This window comes from Curtobacterium sp. MWU13-2055 (assembly GCF_023242305.1).
GTDB lineage: Bacteria > Actinomycetota > Actinomycetes > Actinomycetales > Microbacteriaceae > Curtobacterium.
The window spans coordinates 941,647-961,210 of sequence record NZ_JALLIO010000001.1 but is presented as its reverse complement, the minus strand read 5'-3'; the positions used below and the strand labels follow the sequence as shown (position 1 = coordinate 961,210).

Genomic DNA, 19,564 nt, shown 5'->3' with positions numbered 1-19,564 from the left:
GAGGCTGCTGTGGGGGGAGCCTCCGCCGCCGCACAACCAAAGTCACCTCGAACCGCGGAATCGCGCGGCGCGAGGTGACTTTGGTTGTTCGCCGGGCGGTGGGCGCGACCACGCTGTCGGCGCGGGCGGTGGGGCGGAGGTGAGCCGGGCCTCCCGGTCGACCGCCGTCAGGCGATGCCGCGTCGCGGACGGAAGACGCCCGCGCGGACCAGCCACACGTAGAGCAGGCAGCCGATGCAGACGTCGAACACGGCGTTGAGGAACGCGGCGATCAGGGCGACGGCGGCGCCGATGGGGGCCGCGTAGGGCACGCCGAGCAGGGCGAGGAGCAGCGCGACGGCGGTGACGAACAGGCCGACCTGCTGGGCGAAGGTCGGAGGTTCAGGAGCCTCGAGCTCGGCGGGCGGGGCGAGCCTCGGCCGGACGAAGCGACGGAAGAGCGCGCCGTAGGGGTGGCGGCGGATGCCGGCGATGCCGCCGATGGCGAAGAGCACCACGATGACCGCGAGCAGGACGATGCCGGCGACCCACGTGGCGGGGATCAGCGTCAGGACGATCGTCAGGGCGAGCAGGACCGTGGTGATCGCGGCTCCGAAGCGTGGGGAGCGGGGGTCGATGCCTGCATTGTCGGGGGTGGTGGTCATCGGGACTCCTGTGGGCCGGTGAGGACGGTGTTGAGGGCTGCGGCGAGCTCCGGTGGGCGGGGTGGGCCTCCGAAGCGGGTGCGGACGGCGTGGGAACCGTCGACGAGCAGGACCGTGGGGGTCTGCAGGACGTTGAAGCGCGTGGCGAGGTGCGGGTGCTCGGCGAGGTCGATCTCGAGCCGGGTCACGCCGGCGTGCTGCGCTGCGAGGGCGTCGAGCTGGCGGGCCGTCGCCGGGCAGCGGGCGCAGGTCGGCGTGGAGAACTGGACGAGGGTGGCGCGGGTGCCGAAGGCGGGCGGGGGAGCGATGCCGGCGACGGTGCGATCGGGGCTGGCGTGGGTGTTGCGCGCGCGGCCGGTCTGGGGGACCGCTCGGCCCGTCCTCGTGCGCAGGAGCAGGCCGATCACGGTGGCGAGTGCGAGGACTCCCACCAGGACGGCGACGGCCACGATGACGGTCATGCCGTGACGGTACGTCGTTCTCGTGCGTCCGTGGGTGAACGTGACCGAACGTGACGGTCTCGGAGCGGTCGGACGAGCGTGGAGGGGCTCGCGTCCAGAGGTCCGACCGGCCGGGCGGCCGGGCGGCCGGCCGGCCGGCCGGCCGGCCGGGCGGCCGGGCGGCCGGGCGGCCGGTCGCCGGCGCCTAGAATAGGCATACCATTCAAGGGACCGGGACCGGGACCGGGACCGGGACCAACACCTGGACCGCCGCCCAGGGCGGCGCTCGGCGGTCGCCGGACGCGGTGGACCGGCGACGTGACACGGGCGGGCTCGCGTGTCGTCAGAGCGCGGCGCGCGCCTGGTTGATCCGCTCGATGAACGCTCGAACGCCCCAGATGACGAAGGTCAAGCGCGGCCCGTCTTCCAGGACGACCTGCATCTGCCGCGAGACGTTGCGTGAGCTGTCGTGGAGCTCCGCGATGGATTCGAGCGGGATGCCGAACGTCGGCCGGACGAAGTTGAACGGGTGCGCGCGGAACCAGAGGACCGCGGGGGTCAGGGTGAGTCGGCCGCCCGCGGCTTCGTGGCGGCGCATCCCGAACCGGCCGGGTGCTGCGATCGAACGGACGAGGCCGGCCTCCGCTGCCGCTTCGTCGATGACGAAGTTCGCGTTCTTGCGTGCCAGTACGGTCTCCGCGTCCCCCAGGCCCATGCGCTGACCGTACCGCGCTCAGACTCGGCGCAGCAGCCGGGCGACCGTGCCCTGCAGCACGAGGAGCAGGGCCCAGAGAAGGCCGATGCTCGGGAACACCACCGACAGGATCAGGGCGAGCGACAGCAGGCCGGCGGCGATGAGCCCCCGCGCCGAGTCGCCCAGCGGCGTGGAGAGCAACGCGGGGTTCCGCCGGAGCACCAGTTCGATGCCGGTGAGCGCCAGGCTCGTCACGACCATGCTGCCGAGGTAGAGCGCGTGCGCCACACGGTCGTCGTTCTCGCCGCTGTTGAGCAGGTTGGCTGCGAAGGGCAGGAACACGATGCTGATGAGCCACACGAAGTTGAGCTGCATGACCCGGGCGTTGTAGGAGCGGACGTGCTCGAACACCTGGTGGTGCAGGATCCAGAACCGCGAGATCAACCAGAACGTGATGAGGAACTCGAGCAGGGCGGGCCAGTGGGCTCTGAGCAGGTCGCCCGCGCCCTCGCCGTCGCGCAGGTCACTGGCGATGTCGACCAGCGGCAGGATCAGGAGCGTGATCGCGATGGCGACCGTGGCGTCCGAGAAGTTGACGAGTCGGTCGAGGCCGCGGTCCGTTCGAGCGTGCTCGGTCATGGCCCGAGTGTAGGAGCGCTCTGCCACCCGGCCCTAGCATCGCGGGTGTGAGCGACGACGTGACTCCTGGCCGGTACCGCCACTTCAAGGGCAACGACTACGAGGTGCTGCTCGTTGCCCGTGACGTCGAGACCGAGGAGCCGGTGGTCGTCTACCAGGCGCTGTACGGCGAGCGGGGGCACTGGGTTCGGACGCTCGCGGACTTCACGGCGCACGTGACCCGCGACGGGTACGACGGGCCGCGGTTCGTGCCCGTCGGCGACGGTCAGGTGCGTTCGACACCTCCGCGATGATGGCGACGGCGGTGGTGGAGAACGACTCCGACGAGCTCGCTGCACAAGAACACCGCCGCAGTGCCGAGCGTCGCCGTGAGAGCGGAGACGAGTGGCACGGTCGGGTCCACGGCCGCGATCCACGAGGCATCCACGCCGCTCGCGAACGCGACCAGGGCCACACCGAGGGCCGCACCGAGCCCGATCAGGGACCCGCTTGCGCCGATCGCGACGGCTGCCACGGAGAGCGTGGTGATCGTGCCGCCCTGGGTGGAACCGACGTGCCTGAGCGTGGCGAGGTCGCTGCCGGTCCCGCGGCTCTGTGCGAGCGCCGAACCCACCGATGCTGCGGCAGCGATGCAGAGCGCCGGACCGAGTGTGAGCCCGAGTTCGACCAGGCCCGCTCCGGCCCGTTCGCTCGCCAGGCTGCTCGCGACGGTTGCGGTCATGGTCCTCGTGACCGTCAAACCGACCCCGGCTGCGACGAGCGTCGTGAGCGCACCGAACAACCCGATTCGGGCTCGGGCCAGGCAGAGTCCGATGAACGGCGAGAGCGGACCGGAACGCAGGAGGCGAGCGGCGATCCCGACCATGGTCTGGGATGCGTCCGCGGCGACGATGGCTGCCGCGCCGACGAGCCCGAAGCCAGCGGCGGACATCACGATGAGCGGACCGTCGGACGAGTCGAGCACGGTCAGGCGGCTGGCAGCTGTCTCGTCTCCGGCACCGCTCACCATGCTCATCAGGTGCGGCGCGAACGCAACCGCGAGCACCGAGGGCGCCACGAACAACGCTGCCACCGTGAAGGCACCGACCGCCCTCCAGGCACGACCGGACCGGACGACGGCGAACCGGCCAGCTCGCAGCCCACTCCACCAACCCGCTGCACAGACGACCGCGAGCAGACACGTGATCACACCGCTCGGGATGCCGCCTGAACGAGGAGCCGTCACGCCGAGGGCCTCTGCCAGACCGACGACCCAGCTCGTCCGGAGCCGTTGTTCGACCACGACCGCGAACAGCACGGCGACGACCGCTGCGGAGGAGATGACCACGGCTCCGAACGTCCAGAACGTCGTCGAGCTCGTGCCCAGTGCTCGAAGGCAGCGCGTCTCCGGAAGCAGCGAGATCGCGAGTCCCCGGGCCGACACGAACGAAGCGACAGTCGAGCTGAGCGCCGTGAGTTGCATGACCGCTTCGAGTGCTCGTGCGGTGTCCTGGTGGGCGCCCGCGAGATCGAGCCCGCCGCCGACCACCACCGCGAGCCCGAGCACGGCGGCGACCACTGTGATCACGAACCCGAGCACCGGACGGGGATCAGCGCGAACCGTGCGAGCCAGAGCGAGGAGCGCGATCACGAGGGCGCCGTCATGAGGCGGCGGACCTGCTGCTCGGTCGGACGATCGAGCAGCGCTGTCGTCCGGCCGTCGACCAGCTGAACGATCCGGTCGGCGTCCGCTGCCAGCTGGAAGTCGTGGGTGACGGCGACCACTGTCCTGCCCGAGCTCACCGCGCTCCGGAGGACTCCACGGACGAGCCCGGCATGCGAGTCGTCCAGCGCCGTGGTCGGTTCGTCGCAGGCCAGCATCGCCGTACCGGATGCGCACGCTCGCGCGAGGGCGACTCGCCTCCGCTGCCCGCCCGACAGGTGCTGGACCGGCGTTCGCCGAACGTCGCGGTCGAGGTTGAGCGCCGCGCACACCCGTTCCGCGAACGATCGGTCGATCCTGCGAGCGAGACGTTGACCGAGCAGGACGTTGTCGTCGACCGACAGCGCATCGATGAGGTCGTCACCTTGTCGTGCTGCGGCGAACACCCGCGCTCGCAACCGTGCTCTGCCGGAGTCCGTGGCAGGGTGCATGCGCGTGTCGCCGAGCAGGACCGAGCCGGTCGCTGGCACCTCGATGCCCGTCACCAGGTCGAGCAGGGTCGACTTGCCGGCTCCGGACGGTCCGACGATGGCGGTCAGGCTGCCGGGCTCGGCGCGGAAGCGCACGTCGCTGATGATCCTGCGGCCGTCTGGACGGATCGAGCGTGACGAGATCCCGAGGACGGAGAGCGCGATCATCCGTGTCCGCCGCGGAGGAACGACGGGACATCGTGTTGCAGGCCGCGACAACGTTCGAAGTCCTCGATCGCGGCCAGGGCGGTGAGGACACCCGCTCCGCCATGGCCCCAACCGTCGTCGACTGCTCGGAGATGCTGGTCTGGGTAGGCAACCCCGTCGGGAGTCTGGAGGCGGTGCAGCGCGAGACGCCGGCGGTGCTCGTCCAAGCGCGTGGCGACGGACTCGGCATCGAACGGTGCGATCCCGATCTCGCCGACGTCCACGAGGAAGTGGATGAGTCCCGCGCGTCCGTCGAGCAGGCCCGAATGCGCGGTGAACTCCGGCGACGCTGCTTCGGCCACGCTGTGGAGCACCGGCAGGAGGTCCTGGTCGGTCGTCGCGCGGAACACCTGCACGAGCGCGACCCCGACGCCGGCGGAGCCGGACCCGAGGAAGGGCACGAGTCGGCCGCTGTGGCGGAGCTGCCGGCCCCACCCCTGTCGGTGCTCCAGGCGGTGCAGGTCGATCTCCAGCATGCGTCGGGAGGCCTCGACGGCCGCAGCATCATCGTGCAGGCGTCCGTGCAGCGCCAGGAACAACGCGATGCCGGACGGTCCGTTGCGGAGGCCGGCAGGCAGGCGCAGAGCACGGTTGTCGTCGTGGCTGAACTCCGTGAGACGTTCCGCGATCACGTCCACGGTGTCCCGGTGGACGCTCCGCGTCGGAGCACTGAGGAGCGCGAGGCCGATCCCCGCGAGCCCGTCCTCGAGGTCGACGCGCAGCATGCCGCGGACCTCGTCCCGCAGTCGGGCGAGGAACGCCGGCGTCGTCCTGCCCAGGAGTACCTCAGAAGCCCGGCCGGAGAACAGGCCCGCGCCTGAGGGCGCTTCGCTCGAGAGCGGACCCGGGGGAGTTCTCGTGTCGGGCTCAGACCGTTGCAGCGCAAGTGCGAGGCCGTCCGCTCCGCGCTCGAGGCCGGGCCGGTGCGCAGACCCGGGCGCTTCCCTCCGCGATCTGATCGCGTCCCGGAGCTCGGCAACACTGGGTGGCGTCATCCGCGCAGTGTTCCCGTCCGGCAGGGCAACGCACCGGCCGATGACGCTCCGCAGCGCGTCCACTGGCGCGGTCGGGAACCAGACCCGGGCCGCGGCGAGTACTTCATCGATCTTCCCGGGGTCCAGTGGGAAGAGCGTCGTGAGGGGAACGAGTGCGGCGAGGTGCAGGCATGCGATCGCGAACAGATCTCGGTCTGGCCCACGGACCGCGTTCGGCGCGCTGAAGCCCGGTGTCGTTGGCCCGACCGTCCCAGAAGGTTCCCCGACTGTGCACGATTCGAAATCGATCAGCCGCGCGGCCGTCGGAGACTCCACGAGCACGTTCCGCGGTGAGATGTCACCGTGGACGGCACCGAGCGCGTGCAGTCGCTCGACTTGACGCTCGATCGCGCGCACGGCCTGTCGGACGCTCGCTGCGTGTTCGTCGAGCGTCGTGCGGTCAGCCTCGGCGGCGGTGAGCGGGTTCTGCGACATGACTGCGCGGTTGAACGGAGTGCCCGGCACGGGTTCGCTCATCATGAACGCCGAGCCTCCGGAGCGGAACGTTCCGTGGACCGGCGGTGCCACCCCTGAACCTTCCAGGTGTCGAAGGGTCTCGTACTCGTCTTCCACACGACCGGCAGCGTCGCGGCCAGCCTGTTCTCCGACGTACTCGCGCCCCTCTTTGAGGACCACTTCGCCGTGCGCGTCGTGCAACGCTCGGTACACGCCGCCAGCGTTGGAGAACGAGTACGCGCCGGAGACGCGCATCCGTGAGAGCGGGTCGTCGACTCCACCTGATCGAAGCCGTTCGGCCTCGAGCCAGTTCGGCAGCTCGACCCAGTCGGGCGGGTCGAACACGACCCCTCGGCGGTCCGGCACGAGGGCACCGCTCGGATCTCGGATGGCAGGCTTGCCGTCCCAGTCGGAGAGCGAACGGAACGCTCCGTAGCGAACGTGCACCACGGACTTCCGCCACTGGAGGTCGCCGAGGATCCGTGGCCCGCGACAGTCGCCGAAGATCGCAGCCAGATGGTCGAGCAGCGCTTCGTCGACCGCGGACGCCGGAGGGTAGATCGTCACGAACTTCCCGCTGCTCGTGCGAGGCGCATCCTTGGCGTTGGCTCGTTCGAGGACCGTCCTGGTCGTCAGGTACTTGAACGACCACTCCGCGGTCCTGCAGAAAACGGCAGCCAGCGATCGAACCCGCTCGGCGTCCTGCAGCCGAGCCGACAAGTGGATCTTCCAGCCCTGGTCGGGCGGTCCCCCCTCGGGCTGTCGATGGTGAGTCCAGTCGGGGTCACTCGCCGTCCGCCACCCTGTCCAGTCGCCGCCCAGCCGTGCCCACCCGGTTTCCATCCCGAGATCGTGGCACCGAAGTGTTGACATGTCAAACACTACGTGTGTACGTTCGCAGTGTTCGATCAACGACGAAAGGATGACCGATCATGAACACCCACGATCTGCAGGCCGTCGAGGCCGACACTCCCGAGGACGGCAGCCACATCTTGCTCTCCTCGATCAGCCTCTACATCTGCTGGTAGCTCGAGTACACAGCGAAACGGGTCGGACTCCTGACAAGGAGTCCGACCCGTTCTCGTTCCGTGTCGGCGCTCGCCCCTAGGCTTTCAACGCACCAGAGAACAAGGGGAAACGCATGCAGATCGGCGTCGACGGGCACGTGCTGCTCAGCCCGAGTGACCTCAGCACGTGGTCGGCCTGCGAGTGGGCGTTCCTGCGCCGGCTCGACGTCAAGCTCGGTCGCGGGGAACCCCTGCCCGAGGCGCACGACGACATGCTCGAGCGCACAGCCCGGCTGGGGGACCAGCACGAGCTCGACTACCTCGCGATCCTGAAGGACACGCGGAACGTCGTCGAGTTCGACCGCCCCTCCCCGCCGGACTACGCACGCGCCGCAGCCGAAGCGCGACAGGCCTTCGCCGACGGCGCCGACGTCCTGTACCAGCCGACGTTCCACGCGGCGCCCACGACGGGCAGCCCGGGCTTCATCGGCTTCGCGGACTTCATCATCCGCAACGACCAGGGCGAGTACGAGGTCTACGACACCAAGCTCGCCCGGCACGCCAAGATCAGCGCCCTGCTACAGCTCGCCGCCTACGCCGAGCAGATGCAGGCACACGACATCCCTACCGGTGCCCAGGTGCACCTGGTGCTCGGCGACCGGACGACGACCACGCACGACCTCGCCGACATCGCGCCGGTGTACCGCACGCAGCGCGCCGAGCTGCAGCGGGTCATCGCCGAGCGCATCGCCGCCGACGCCGAACTGCAGTGGGGTGACCCGCGGTACTCCAGCTGCGGGCGCTGCGCCGTCTGCTCGACCCAGGTGGCCGAGCACCGCGACCTCGTCCTCGTCGCGGGCATGCGCCTCGACCAGCGGGCGAAGCTCATCAAGCACGAGGTGCGGACGATCGACGACCTGGCGGTCCGCACCCGGGCAGTGCCGGGCTTGTCCCGCGCGACGCAGGATCGGCTGGTGCGCCAGGCGAGCCTCCAGGTCGAGACGGAGACCGCCCGACGGAACGGCGCGGACGGGCCGGACCAGCCCGCGAAGCCGCGCTTCGAGGTCCTCGATGCCCGCGCGCTCGATGCGATCCCGGCCCCCGACGCCGGCGACGTCTTCTTCGACTTCGAAGGCGACCCGCTGCACACCGAGGACGGCGTGCACTGGGGCCTCGACTACCTGTTCGGCCTGGTCGACGACCGCGCGGAGTTCACCGCGTTCTGGGCGCACACGATCCGCGACGAGCGAGTCGCGCTGGAGCAGTTCCTCGCGTTCATCGAGGCCCGGCGGCAGCAGTACCCGGGCATGCACATCTACCACTACGCCGCCTACGAGCGGACGCACCTGCTGTCGCTCGCCGCCCGGCACGGGGTCGGCGAAGAGGCCGTCGACGACCTGCTGCGCGCTGGCGTCCTGGTCGACCTGTACCCGATCGTCCGCAAGGCCCTGGTCGTCGGCAGCCACAGCTACTCGATCAAGAAGCTCGAGCCGCTGTACATGGGCGACGACCTGCGCGAGAGCGACGTCACGAACGCCGCCGACAGCATCACCGCCTACGTCGACGCGATCGAAGAACTCCGCAACGGGGACCCCGCCGCCGGCCAGCACATGCTCGACGAGGTCGCCGACTACAACGCCTACGACTGCCGCTCGACCCTGCGCCTGCGCGATTGGCTCCGGTCGCTCCGCAGCGACGACCCGGACGCAGCGGATCCGGCACTCGAGCTCGACGTCCCGCCGATCCCCGTCGAGCGCGAGCCCAACCCGGTGTACGTCGCACTCGCGTCGCACCTGGAGGACGTCGACGCCCTCGACCGCACGCCGGACGAGACCGCGTTGGCGCTCGCCGCAGCTGCGATCGACTACCACCGGCGCGAGGCGAAGACCTTCTGGCAGGACCACTTCGACCGCCTGCGCAACCCGGTCGACGACTGGGCCGACACCCGCGACGTCCTCGTCGTGGAGCGCGCGTCCGTCGAGCGGGACTGGGACACGCTGCCGCGTGCCCGCTCGCAGTCGCGAGAGCTCCGGTTGTCGGGAACGCTCGCGCCCGGTTCACGGCTCCGGCCGGGAGGCACGCCCCACCTCGTCTACGACGACCCGCTTCCGCCGTCGGTCGTGTCTCCGGGCCCCGGGTCGAAAGGCGCGTCGGATCGCGCCAGCATCGTTGACGTGCGCGACAACGGCGACGCGATCGAGGTGCTGCTGATCGAGCGGCTGCCCGTCGGCGGCGAGCCCCACCACGACTTCCCCGTCGCACTCGCGCCGTCGGCACCGCCCCGCGCGAAGCCACAGCCCGAGGCGATCGCCGAGTGGGGGCAGCAGGTCCTCGACGAGCTGCCCTCGATGGTGTCGGACCCGGCCTTCGACCTGCTGCGCCGGGTACCGCCGCGCGGAGAGATCGTGCCCGTGCAGGGCGACGACACGGTGTCCGCCGTGGTGGCGACGCTGCTCGGCCTCGACCACTCGTACCTGGCGATCCAGGGGCCTCCCGGCACGGGCAAGACCTACGTCGGGTCGAACGTCGTCGCACGGCTCGTCCGCGAGTACGGCTGGCGCGTCGGCGTCGTCGGGCAGTCCCATGCGACCTCGGAGAACTTCCTGTCCTCGGTCGTGAACGCCGGTGTCCCCGCGGACCGGGTCGTGAAGGTGCCGAAGTCCGGTGCGACCGAGGACGAACTCGACGCCGCCGCGTGGACGCCCGTGAAGAACGGTGCTGCCGTCGCCGCGTTCCTGTCGTCGTGCGAGGCATCGGGCACCGGCGGCGTGGTCGGCGGCACCGCGTGGACGTTCGCGAACGCGTCGACGATCGACCGCCGCTCCCTCGACCTGCTCGTCGTCGACGAGGCCGGGCAGTTCTCGCTCGCGCCGACCATCGCGTCCTCGATCGCCGCGACCCGACTCCTGCTGTTGGGGGACCCGCAGCAGCTCCCGCAGGTCTCGCAGGGCTCGCACCCGGAGCCCGTCGACGAGTCCGCGCTGGGCTGGCTGGCGGACGGCGAGCACGTCCTGCCGCCGGAGTTCGGCTACTTCCTGGCTCGCACTCGTCGGATGGAGCCGGCGCTCACCGAGTCCGTGTCGGCGTTGTCCTACGACGGGCAGCTCGCGTCGATGGTGTCCGGTCGGCACCTCGACGGCATCGACGCGGGCGTGCACCCCGTGCCGGTCGTGCACGCGGGCAACACGACCTCGTCACCGGAGGAAGCCGCCCGCGTGGTGGCCCTCGTCGGCGACGTCGTCGGCCGAACGTGGACCGACGGTAGGGACGCTCGCGCCCTGACCGACGAGGACGTCATCGTCGTCGCCCCGTACAACGCGCAGGGTGCCCTGATCCGTCAGGAGCTCGACCGTGCAGGCTTCACCGGCACCCAGGTCGGCACGGTCGACCTGTTCCAGGGCCGCGAGGCCGTGGTGTCGATCGTGTCCCTGGCAGCGTCGAGTGCAGCAGACATCCCGCGCGGGCTCGACTTCCTGCTCATGCCGAACCGGCTGAACGTGGCGATCTCGCGGGCGAAGTGGGCGGCGTACCTCGTGCACTCGCCGGCGCTGACGACGGGGCTCCCGCCCTCGATCGCCGGCCTGTCGCTGCTGTCCCGCTTCATCGAGCTCGTCCAGCCCGCTCGCTGACGACCGCGGCGGCCGCGCCGGCCGCTCCGCCGCCGCTCGGTGGCGGAGCCCGGCGTGCTGCCAGGCGAGTGACGGTCCTGGTTCAGGAAGTCCGGCAATCGTGAACCAGAACCGTCAGCGTGCCAGAGCGCCGAGCCGCACCGCCGCGGCTGTGACGCCAGAACGAGGGCTGGTCCCGACACCTGTCGTCCTGGGACGGTGGACACATGGGGGAGAACACCGCTGTCGCCGACCACCGCTCGACTCCGAGGGGCGGGGCCGCGCTGACGCTCCGTGCACGGAAGCCCGGGTACGCGGTCATGCAGGAGTGCCTGGCCATCCAGGCCGAGGGGCCGGCGCGAACCGGCTGGCAGCGCTTCTGGGGGCACGACCCGCTTCGTGACGAAGCCCGCTCGTGGTTCAAGGGCGCTGTGGGAGAACGGCAGGTCGCTGCCCAGCTCGATGCGCTCGGCCCCGAGTTCACGGTGCTGCACGCGGTACCGGTCGGGAAGAGCACGACGGACATCGACCACGTCGTCGTCGGACCCACCGGCGTGTTCTCGATCAACACCAAGAACCATTCGGGGCAGAAGGTGTGGATCGGCGGACGGATGCTGACCGTGAACGGGCAGCGGACACCGCACGTGCACCGCGCCCTCGCCGAGGGGGAACGGGCGACTCGCCTGTTGTCCGCCGCAGCCGGCGGACCGATCCCGGTCCAGCCAATCCTGGTCATCGCAGCGGGAACGCTGCAGTTCGGGAAGACCGCACCGGCCGTCGTGACGGTCGAGCCCCGTCAGATCGGCGCTTGGATCAGGGATCTGCCGCGAGTCCACTCCGACGAAGCCGTCCGGTTCCTGTCGATGCTGGCCGAGGAACGCGGGACCTGGCACGTCGAGGCTGTCGTGGTCAACGACACCCTTCGCCACGTCCAGCGATTCGAACGGCTCGAGCGGGAGATCGCCCAGGCGGCAGCTCGGAAACGGCTGATGCGACGCGCCGTCGCGGTCGCCGTACTTGCAGTCCCGGCAGGAGCGCTGCTGGGCTACTGGTGGGCGATCGCCGGTGCCGCTCTGACCGCGAGCAGCTGAGAAGCGGCCGACCTGCCCGGCGCTAGATTGGTATGCCTATTCTAGCGTTCGTCGAATGACGACGGCCTGCCGCCGGCGCCTGCCCCGCACCCGCTCGGAAGGGCCTCAGTCGTCAGCCGTCGGGACCCCACCCTGCATCTGGACCCGCATCTGGGCGAGGACGTCGGCGTGCAGGAAGTTCGCTTCGGCCGCACTCGTGGGGTCGACCACGATGCCGAACTCCTCGGGCAGGGCGGTCACGAGCTCGGACATCGGAACCGGACGCCCCTCGGCCTCGGGCAGGCCAGCGGAGAGTTCGGCGGGGTCGGTGAAGACGGGCACGAACGGCTTGTCACGGATCATGACGTGGGCGACGCTGCCCGCCTCCGGACCGCCCGCCGGCTTCCACGGCACCCACGCCGCGCTGCGCAGGAAGCCCGCCGGCGAGGCTGCCATCCGGCGGCGGAGTTCGGCGGCCGCGGTGGGCGGGGCCTTGTCGACGCCTCGGCCGAAGGCGGATCCGTTCGTCTCGTCGTTGCTCACGCCGACCATGCTGTCACGCTGGACGGACACGCCGGGGCCGAGCTGCGCCTCCAGGTCGTCACCCGGCGCACGAGGAGGTGCGCCGGGCGTCGGACCGGTGCGGCTCAGTACGCGGCCGACTGCCCGCCGTCGATCGGGACGACCGTCGCGTTGACGTAGGACGCGTCATCGGACAGCAGGAACGCGACGACGGCGGCGATCTCGGGGGCTTCGCCGTAGCGCTTCGTCGGGTTGACCTGGATGAACTCCTCGGCGGCCTTGCGGGGGTTCTCCGCGTCGAGCTGCTTCATCGAGTTCTCGACCATGGGCGTCCAGATGGCTCCGGGGGCGATGGCGTTGATGCGGATGCCGTAGCGGCCGTACTCGACGGCGGAGTTGCGGGTCAGGCCGACGACGCCGTGCTTGGCGGCGGCGTACCCGGACTGGTTGCCGATGCCGCGGATGCCGCCGACGCTCGCGGTGTTCACGACCATGCCGGAGCCCTGCTCGCGCATGACCTTGAGGACCTTCTCGAGCCCGAGGAACACGCCGCGCAGGTTGATCGACACGACCTTGTCGAACTCGGCGGCGGTGAACGACTCGGTGGGGTTCTGCTTGCCCTCGATGCCGGCGTTGTTGAAGAAGCCGTCGATGCGGCCGAAGCGCTCGGTGGTGGCTGCGACGTAGGCGTCGACCTGGGCCTCGTCGGACACGTCGGCGACCGTGGTCAGGACCTGTGCGTCGGGGGTGGCCTCGAGCACGGCGGCCTTCGAGGCCTCGAGTCCCTGCTCGGAGACGTCGACGAGGGAGAGCGCAGCGCCCTCGGCGGCCAGGCGGACGGCGGTGGCGCGACCGAGGCCGGAGCCGCCGCCGGTGATGAGGACGACGCGGTCGGCGAAGCGGGACGTGCTGGTGCTGGTTTCGGGCATGGGGAGGCCTCCTGAGGTCTTCGACGATGAATTCCCTTTAGGCTACACCTGTCGTTTTGCAGGATGATCAGGGGTTGCCTGCCGACCTCAGCTCGTGATGACCGTGGTCGTCGTCGCGGTGGTCGCCGCCATGATGACGATCATCGCCGCGGCCTGGATCTCCTCGAGCACGGCCTTCACCGCCGGGCTCGCCCAGGTACCCGACGTGATCTCCTGCACCAGGCCCTTGTCGACGGCGCCGAACTGCTTGCGGAGCGTGTTCGTCGCGTCGAGCAGCCCGATGACCGCAGCGGAGAACGGTGTCGGGCCCGCCCGCCGAGCCAGGACGTCCGCGATGGCGGATCGCAGCAGTGCCTCCGGGGCTCCGTCGCGCTCCGGGTGCTTCGTGGTGGGGAAGAGCCCGAGCACCTTGCCCTGCTCGACGCTGATGATCCCTCGCTCGACGAGTCCGGCGAAGACGTCGTCGCGGAGCCGCTGCTTCCCGAGCCGGCTCACCCACCACTTCGCCTCGCGCGGCGCGCCGGACGCCGCGATCGAGCCGACGACACCGTCGAGCACCGGGTCGCCCGTGGCGGCGCCGTCGACGACGGTGACCAGGCCGTTCTGCAGCGAGACGGCACCGCGGAGCGCCAGGTCGGCGAGGACCGCTCCCGCGAGACCGGTGTCCAGCGTCTGCCCGTCGAGGGACTTGCGGCCGTCGGGTTCGACCTGGAGGAGCGCGAACGCCTGCGGGACCGTGAGTTGCTCAGCCATGTCCGCAGCCTGCCACGCGGGGCGGAGGTGCGCCGGGCCTCCAGGTCGACACTCAGCGGCTGCAGACCGCCTGACGTCAGCAGGCGCCGAGCACCCGCTCCATCGCATCGCGCTCGGCGGGCGCGACCCACAGTCGGTACTCGGCCTTCACGGACACCTGGTGCTCGATGTACGTGCAGCGGAAGGCCTTGTTCGCGGGCAGCCAGGTCGCGGCGTCACCCGAGCGCTTCTGCGAGTTCGATCGGCCGTCGACGGCGAACAGGTTCGACGGGTCGTTCGCCAGGGCCTCCCGCTCCGACTGACTGAGCTGCTGGGCACCGGTGCGCCAGGCATTCTCGAGCGCGACGACGTGGTCGATCTGCACGAGGGTCGAGGTCGTGTTGCCGCGCACGAAGTCGATCGTCGCCCCGGTGTACGGCGAGACGAGCGTGCCGGTCACCACCTTGCACGGCCCCTGCCGCACGATGCCGCTGAGGTCGCGCGCGAGCACGTCGTTCCGGGTGTCGCAGCCGTTGTGGTCGACGTCGATCCACGCGCTGCCGAACTCGCCGGTGCGGTCGTAGCCGGTGCCGGCGGCCTTGCCCTTGACGGGCAGCGTGGCGAGGAGCGCGCGGGCGTCCGCAGCGTCGGTGTCGGTCGACGTGCTGACGGTCGGATCCGTCGCATCCGTCGCATCCGTCGGATCCGTCGGACCCTTCGGACCCGTCGGACTGGAGGCCCGGCTCGGCTCCGGTGCGTCGCTCTCGGTGCCGACCGTGGCCGTGGCGACCGCCGTTGGCCCGGCTGCGGCGTCGGCGTCGGCGTCCGGCCCGAGGACGCCGGTGGCGTCGAGGGCGTAGCCACCGACCGCGAGGGCCAGGACGACGAGGACGGAGGTGAGGCTGATGCGGGTGCGGCGGCGTCGGCGGGACGTCATGGGTGCGTGGAACTCCTGGTGGTGCAGCTGTGCAGCGGTGCGGTGGTGCGGTGTTGCAGTGGGGCCGGCCGGGGTGGCCTCGACGATCATGGCGGAGACCTCGGACATGGCCGTGGACCGCCACGCTCGGAACGGCCGAACGGCCACGGCGTAGACAGGTCCGCATGACCGATTACGCGAATCCGTCCGTGTCCGTCACCGGTGGGTCGATGCCGCTCTTGGGCTTCGGCACCTGGCAGATCCCCGACGGCGAGGCCCCCGCCGCCGTGGGCGAAGCACTGGCGGCCGGGTACCGCCACATCGACACCGCCACCGGCTACAGCAACCAGCGCGGTGTCGGCAAGGCCCTCGCCGAGTCCGGCCTCGCCCGCGACGACGTGTTCGTGACGACGAAGTTGCCGCCGGACAACACCGACCGCGTGCGCGAGACGATCGAGGAGAGCCTCGACCAGCTCGGCCTCGACCACCTGGACCTCTGGCTCGTGCACTGGCCGCCGAACGGCGAGGCCCGCCCGGACGTGTGGGAACAGGTCGTCCAGGCACAGGCCGACGGACTGACCCGCGCCGTGGGTGTGAGCAACTACTCGCTCGACCAGATCGACGAGCTCGTCACCGCGACCGGCACCACCCCGGCCGTGAACCAGATCAAGTGGAGCCCGGTCGAGTACGACCAGACGATCGCTGACGGGCTGTCCGAGCGTGGGGTCGTGCTCGAGGGCTACAGCCCCTTCAAGGCGAGCAACCTGCAGGACCCGACGCTGCTCGACATCGCCACCGCGCACGACGCCGACAGCGCCCAGGTCATCGTCGCGTGGCACGTCGCGCACGGCTTCGTCGTCATCCCGAAGTCGTCGAACCCGGAGCGCATCCGGTCGAACGCCGCCGGTGCCCGCATCGAGCTGTCGGCGGACGAGGTCGCGGCGATCGACGCGCTCGCCTGACCGCTCCGGCGCGTCAGGCGAGCAGCGAGCGGATGTCGTCGGCGGTCAGGTCGTCGGCGAACAGGGCGTCGTCGTCGATCATCGTGGCGAACAGCTCGGCCTTGCGCGCGGCGAGTGCCAGGACCTTCTCCTCGATGGTGTCCTCGGCGATGAAACGCTGCACGCTGACCGACCGGGTCTGCCCGATGCGGTGGGTTCGGTCGACGGCCTGGGACTCGGCGGCGGGGTTCCACCACGGGTCGAGCACGAACACGGTGTCGGCCTCGGTCAGGGTGAGCCCAAAGCCGCCGGCCTTCAGCGAGATGAGGAACGCGGGCGCGGTGCCCTGCCGGAAGCGCTCGATGACCTCGGGGCGCTTGCGGGTCGAGCCGTCGAGGTACTCGTAGCCGACGCCCCGTTCGTCGAGGGCATCGGACACCATCCGCAGGAACGACGTGAACTGGCTGAACACCAGGGCGCGTCGGCCCTCGGCCGCGAGCTGTTCGAGTTCGTCGAGCAGCAGGTCGAGCTTGGCGGACGGGATCGGCGTCGACGGCGACAGGGGCGAGTCCGACCCGCTCGAGACCAACGCCGGCGACAGCGCGAGCATCCGCAGCAGCGTCAGCGACCGGAACACGATCATCCGGTTCTTCGACAGGTCGTCGATCAGGTCGAGGACCTTCAGTCGCTCGCGGTTGAGCGTGCGCTCGTACAGCTCGCGGTGCGCGGGGTCGAGCGTGACCCGGACGACCTGTTCCTGCTTCGGCGGCAGGTCGGCGGCGACGGCCTGCTTCGTCCGGCGGAGCATGAGCGGCCGGATCCGACGCCGGAGCTTCGCGGTGAGCTGCTGGCGCGCTTCGCCCCGGAGTTCGGGGGAGGCGAGCGGCTTCACGTAGTCGTCGCCGAACCGGGTCCAGGTGGACAGTAGCCCGGGCGCGACGATGTGGAACAGCGCCCACAGGTCGGTCAGCCCGTTCTCGAGCGGCGTGCCGGTGATCGCGAACTTCACCGGTGCCTGCAGCTCGGACGCCACCCGGTGGGTCTGCGACTGCGGGTTCTTCACGAACTGCGCCTCGTCGAGCACGAGCGCCGACCACGGCAGGTCGGTCCACGCCTGCGAGTCGAGCCGGAGCAGCGCGTACGAGGTGACGACGACGTCGGCCTGCGAGGCCGTGCGGGCGACGAGCCCGGGGTCCTTCAGCGACGTCGAGGTGACGGCCGCCACCCGCAGTGACGGCGTGAACTTCGCCGCCTCGGCCACCCAGTTGCCGACGACCGAGGTCGGCGCGACGACGAGGAACGGCGGCCCGTCGGGCTCGGCGGCACGGCGCGCGGCGACCATCGCGAGCACCTGCAGGGTCTTGCCGAGGCCCATGTCGTCGGCGAGCACCCCGCCGATGCCGTGCGCCGCCAGGAACGACAGCCAGGCGAACCCGGCGTGCTGGTACGGCCGCAGTTCGGCGTGCACGGTGTCCGGCACCGGGACGTCACCCGGGGGAGTCGCCCCCATCAGCCCCACGGTGATCGCCTGCCAGCGCTCGTCGTGCGAGGTCTCGTCGGCGAGCAGGTCGAACTCGGTCCACAGCCCGGCCTGCAGCGGCGTCACCTGGATCGGCTGGTCGGGCTCCCACTCGTCGAGGTCGCGAGCCTCGTCGATGAGTTCCTTGAGCCGGTCGAACGCGGGATCGGCGAGCGACAAGTAGGAGTTGTCGACGAGCTTCAGCCGCCGCTGCCGACCGGCCAGGGCGGTGAGCAGCGGGGTGAACGGGATCTGCTTGCCGTTCACGCTCACGATGATGCCGAGGTCGAACCAGTCGTGCTTGTCCGACGGCATCGTCGTGACGCGGATGTGCGGCCGCCCGCTCAACCGCTCGTAGTCGAGGCGCTCACCCTGCACCACCGTGCGGACGCCGAGCGCCGGCAACTCGGGCAGGAACTCGTTCGCGAACACCGCGACGTCGGCCCCGTCGATGGTGCCGTCCTGGAACCAGTCCAGTCCGCCACCGGGTCCGGCAGGGCGGACGGGAGGCTCGCCAGACGTCGCGTCGTCGGCTCGCGCTGTCGACGTGGCGGGTTCCAGGGCCGCTGGCACGTCCGCGTCGGCGGTCGCCGCCTCGGTGCCGGCCGGAACGTCGGTGCTGGCCGGGTCGTCGGCGCTGGCTCGGTCGTCGGTGCTGGCTGGATCGTCCGCGGCGCGGAGCCCGGACAGGTCGGGAAGCGGGCCGTGCAGCGACACCGGGTCCTTGCGCCCGTCGACGTGCCAGCGCCAGTGCAGGTGCACCCGGTCGTCGGTGCGGGGTGCCCGGGCCGGCTCGAACGTCGCCGTCAGCACGAGTTCGGGCGGGGTGCGCTCGGGCAGCTCGACCGACCCGTCGGAGCTGACGAGCCCGAGGGCACCGCGCAGCCGGGGCGACCAGTCGGCCAGGAACTCGTCGACCTCGGCCGTCGGCACCGTGATGCGGGTGCCCTCGAGGAGCATGCGCCGTTGGTCCTCGGGCACGGGCGCCGGGGTCGGTGCGAGCCCGACCGTGAACTCTGGGCTCTCGCGGAACACGTACACGCCGTGGTCGCCGACCATCCGCGCTGCACCGGGGACCACCGGGCGGCCGTCGAGGACCGCGCTCGCACCGATCACCACGGCGTCGTCGTGCCGGGCGACACCGGGCCGGGAGACATCGAGCAGCACCTGGGCCTGCTCGCCGAGGACCACTCCGCCCTCGCGCTTGCCGGTCACGAAGGCGATGTCGAGCCCCGACGCCTGCCGGAGCAACGGCCACAGCAGCGGGCTGCGGAAGTCGTCGAGGTGCAGCCAGTCGCTCTCGCCGGGCAACCCCGCGAGCTGGCCGGCACGGTGCAGGGCCGCGAGCTGCATGAACCACCCGTGCTGCTCGGCGCCGAGGCCCAGGCGGTTCTGCGAGTAGGGGAGCGTGCCCCAGGTGAGCTGCCCGCGCACCCAGTTGCCGGCGTCGCTCCGGGTCACGGGCCGGACCCCGAGCCGGACCGTGCGGGACGGCGCCGGTAGGGCTCGGCCGGCGGCCCGGGCGCGGGCCGCGAGGGCGGCGGGGACCGCGTCACGCAACTCGAACTGCAGACCCATCCGGGTGCCCTGCGGGGCGACCGCCTGCTCGTCGTCACCGGCGAGGCGGGCGAGGTCGTGCCTCCAGTCCGAGGGCGGCGGAGCCGGCGCTTCCGGACGCGGGCCGGCGTTGGCGGCCAGGGCACGCGCGTTGATGGTGAGCAGTGCGGCGGCGACGTGCTTGCAGTCGCCGCCGAGGGGGCAGCTGCACGTGCTGCGGACCGGGCGGATGAAGTCGCCGCGCGCCACGGTCATGTCGATGCGGCACTCGTACGGGTCGTCCGCGGTGCCGGAGACGGTCGCCGTGACGGTGCCGTCGTCGGCGTTCCAGACGGCATCGTCGACCAGGCCGGCACGCACGACGTCGCGCGCGCGACCGAAGGTCTGCGGCCCGACGAAACGGATGACGTCGACGGCGTCGATCATCGGGGCTGCTGGCACGGGTCAATCGTGCCAGGTGCCACCGACGCGCGGAGC

General features: G+C 71.0%; 16 protein-coding genes. 4 read left to right on the top strand and 12 right to left on the bottom strand.

The window, feature by feature from the left end:
- Positions 1-167: 167 nt before the first annotated feature.
- From M4960_RS04390 to M4960_RS04375, 4 genes are all read right to left on the bottom strand, one after another.
- Positions 168-644, bottom strand: a complete 477-nt coding sequence (locus M4960_RS04390; RefSeq protein ID WP_248703551.1) for a DUF4395 domain-containing protein — start codon at positions 642-644, stop codon at positions 168-170.
- Complete coding sequence (locus tag M4960_RS04385; protein ID WP_248703550.1) at positions 641-1,105, bottom strand: co-chaperone YbbN; 465 nt, start codon at positions 1,103-1,105, stop codon at positions 641-643. Before M4960_RS04385 ends, M4960_RS04390 begins: the two co-directional genes overlap by 4 nt.
- Positions 1,106-1,427: 322 nt before the next feature.
- Positions 1,428-1,799 (bottom strand): hypothetical protein, encoded by a 372-nt coding sequence (locus tag M4960_RS04380; RefSeq protein WP_248703549.1) that lies wholly within the window; start codon positions 1,797-1,799, stop codon positions 1,428-1,430.
- Positions 1,800-1,817: 18 nt separating this feature from the next.
- Positions 1,818-2,417, bottom strand: a complete 600-nt coding sequence (locus M4960_RS04375) for a TMEM175 family protein (RefSeq protein WP_248703548.1) — start codon at positions 2,415-2,417, stop codon at positions 1,818-1,820.
- A gap of 47 nt (positions 2,418-2,464) precedes the next feature.
- On the opposite strand from M4960_RS04375, the gene M4960_RS04370 reads away from it, so the two are divergent.
- Positions 2,465-2,710: a DUF1653 domain-containing protein gene (locus tag M4960_RS04370; RefSeq protein WP_173168319.1), complete on the top strand. Its 246-nt coding sequence runs from the start codon at positions 2,465-2,467 to the stop codon at positions 2,708-2,710.
- Here the strand turns inward: M4960_RS04370 and M4960_RS04365 are convergent.
- Genes M4960_RS04365 through M4960_RS04355 form a run of 3 tightly spaced genes read right to left on the bottom strand, consistent with a single transcriptional unit; the run spans position 2,683 to position 7,129 of the window.
- Entirely contained in the window at positions 2,683-3,984 is a 1,302-nt protein-coding gene (locus M4960_RS04365; RefSeq protein ID WP_248703547.1) for a hypothetical protein, read from the bottom strand. The genes M4960_RS04370 and M4960_RS04365 overlap by 28 nt on opposite strands.
- Before the next feature lie 59 nt (positions 3,985-4,043).
- A complete protein-coding gene (locus M4960_RS04360) occupies positions 4,044-4,757 on the bottom strand; it encodes an ABC transporter ATP-binding protein (RefSeq protein ID WP_248703546.1) in 714 nt (237 codons plus the stop codon).
- Positions 4,754-7,129, bottom strand: coding sequence for a phosphotransferase (locus tag M4960_RS04355; RefSeq protein WP_248703545.1), 2,376 nt, complete (start codon positions 7,127-7,129; stop codon positions 4,754-4,756). Before M4960_RS04355 ends, M4960_RS04360 begins: the two co-directional genes overlap by 4 nt.
- A gap of 298 nt (positions 7,130-7,427) precedes the next feature.
- Here M4960_RS04355 and M4960_RS04350 point away from each other — a divergent pair, with 298 nt between their 5' ends.
- Positions 7,428-10,922, top strand: coding sequence for a TM0106 family RecB-like putative nuclease (locus tag M4960_RS04350; protein WP_248703544.1), 3,495 nt, complete (start codon positions 7,428-7,430; stop codon positions 10,920-10,922).
- Between the two features lie 206 nt (positions 10,923-11,128).
- Positions 11,129-11,992: a nuclease-related domain-containing protein gene (locus tag M4960_RS04345; protein WP_248703543.1), complete on the top strand. Its 864-nt coding sequence runs from the start codon at positions 11,129-11,131 to the stop codon at positions 11,990-11,992.
- A 105-nt stretch (positions 11,993-12,097) separates the two neighbouring features.
- On the opposite strand, the gene M4960_RS04340 is transcribed toward M4960_RS04345, so the two are convergent.
- From M4960_RS04340 to M4960_RS04325, 4 genes are all read right to left on the bottom strand, one after another.
- A complete protein-coding gene (locus M4960_RS04340; RefSeq protein WP_248703542.1) occupies positions 12,098-12,514 on the bottom strand; it encodes an SseB family protein in 417 nt (138 codons plus the stop codon).
- 104 nt (positions 12,515-12,618) lie between these two features.
- Positions 12,619-13,422: an SDR family oxidoreductase gene (locus tag M4960_RS04335; protein ID WP_111086996.1), complete on the bottom strand. Its 804-nt coding sequence runs from the start codon at positions 13,420-13,422 to the stop codon at positions 12,619-12,621.
- An 87-nt stretch (positions 13,423-13,509) separates the two neighbouring features.
- Complete coding sequence (locus tag M4960_RS04330) at positions 13,510-14,175, bottom strand: GPP34 family phosphoprotein (RefSeq protein ID WP_248703541.1); 666 nt, start codon at positions 14,173-14,175, stop codon at positions 13,510-13,512.
- A 76-nt stretch (positions 14,176-14,251) separates the two neighbouring features.
- Positions 14,252-15,199, bottom strand: coding sequence for an HNH endonuclease family protein (locus M4960_RS04325; protein ID WP_248703540.1), 948 nt, complete (start codon positions 15,197-15,199; stop codon positions 14,252-14,254).
- Positions 15,200-15,255: 56 nt separating this feature from the next.
- On the opposite strand from M4960_RS04325, the gene M4960_RS04320 reads away from it, so the two are divergent.
- On the top strand, positions 15,256-16,032 hold the full coding sequence (locus M4960_RS04320; RefSeq protein WP_248703539.1) for an aldo/keto reductase: 777 nt from the start codon (positions 15,256-15,258) through the stop codon (positions 16,030-16,032).
- A 13-nt stretch (positions 16,033-16,045) separates the two neighbouring features.
- On the opposite strand, the gene M4960_RS04315 is transcribed toward M4960_RS04320, so the two are convergent.
- A complete protein-coding gene (locus tag M4960_RS04315; protein ID WP_248703538.1) occupies positions 16,046-19,528 on the bottom strand; it encodes a DEAD/DEAH box helicase in 3,483 nt (1,160 codons plus the stop codon).
- Positions 19,529-19,564 lie beyond the last annotated feature (36 nt).

Bases quoted from the DNA above. Each gene is read 5' to 3' on its own strand.
- M4960_RS04355 (WP_248703545.1), bottom strand. From the start codon at position 7,129: ATGGAAACCGGGTGGGCACGGCTGGGCGGCGACTGGACAGGGTGGCGG.
- M4960_RS04325 (WP_248703540.1), bottom strand. From the start codon at position 15,199: ATGTCCGAGGTCTCCGCCATGATCGTCGAGGCCACCCCGGCCGGCCCC.
- M4960_RS04320 (WP_248703539.1), top strand. From the start codon at position 15,256: ATGACCGATTACGCGAATCCGTCCGTGTCCGTCACCGGTGGGTCGATG.
- M4960_RS04385 (WP_248703550.1), bottom strand. From the start codon at position 1,105: ATGACCGTCATCGTGGCCGTCGCCGTCCTGGTGGGAGTCCTCGCACTC.
- M4960_RS04375 (WP_248703548.1), bottom strand. From the start codon at position 2,417: ATGACCGAGCACGCTCGAACGGACCGCGGCCTCGACCGACTCGTCAAC.
- M4960_RS04360 (WP_248703546.1), bottom strand. From the start codon at position 4,757: ATGATCGCGCTCTCCGTCCTCGGGATCTCGTCACGCTCGATCCGTCCA.
- M4960_RS04330 (WP_248703541.1), bottom strand. From the start codon at position 14,175: ATGGCTGAGCAACTCACGGTCCCGCAGGCGTTCGCGCTCCTCCAGGTC.
- M4960_RS04345 (WP_248703543.1), top strand. From the start codon at position 11,129: ATGGGGGAGAACACCGCTGTCGCCGACCACCGCTCGACTCCGAGGGGC.
- M4960_RS04380 (WP_248703549.1), bottom strand. From the start codon at position 1,799: ATGGGCCTGGGGGACGCGGAGACCGTACTGGCACGCAAGAACGCGAAC.
- M4960_RS04350 (WP_248703544.1), top strand. From the start codon at position 7,428: ATGCAGATCGGCGTCGACGGGCACGTGCTGCTCAGCCCGAGTGACCTC.
- M4960_RS04335 (WP_111086996.1), bottom strand. From the start codon at position 13,422: ATGCCCGAAACCAGCACCAGCACGTCCCGCTTCGCCGACCGCGTCGTC.
- M4960_RS04390 (WP_248703551.1), bottom strand. From the start codon at position 644: ATGACCACCACCCCCGACAATGCAGGCATCGACCCCCGCTCCCCACGC.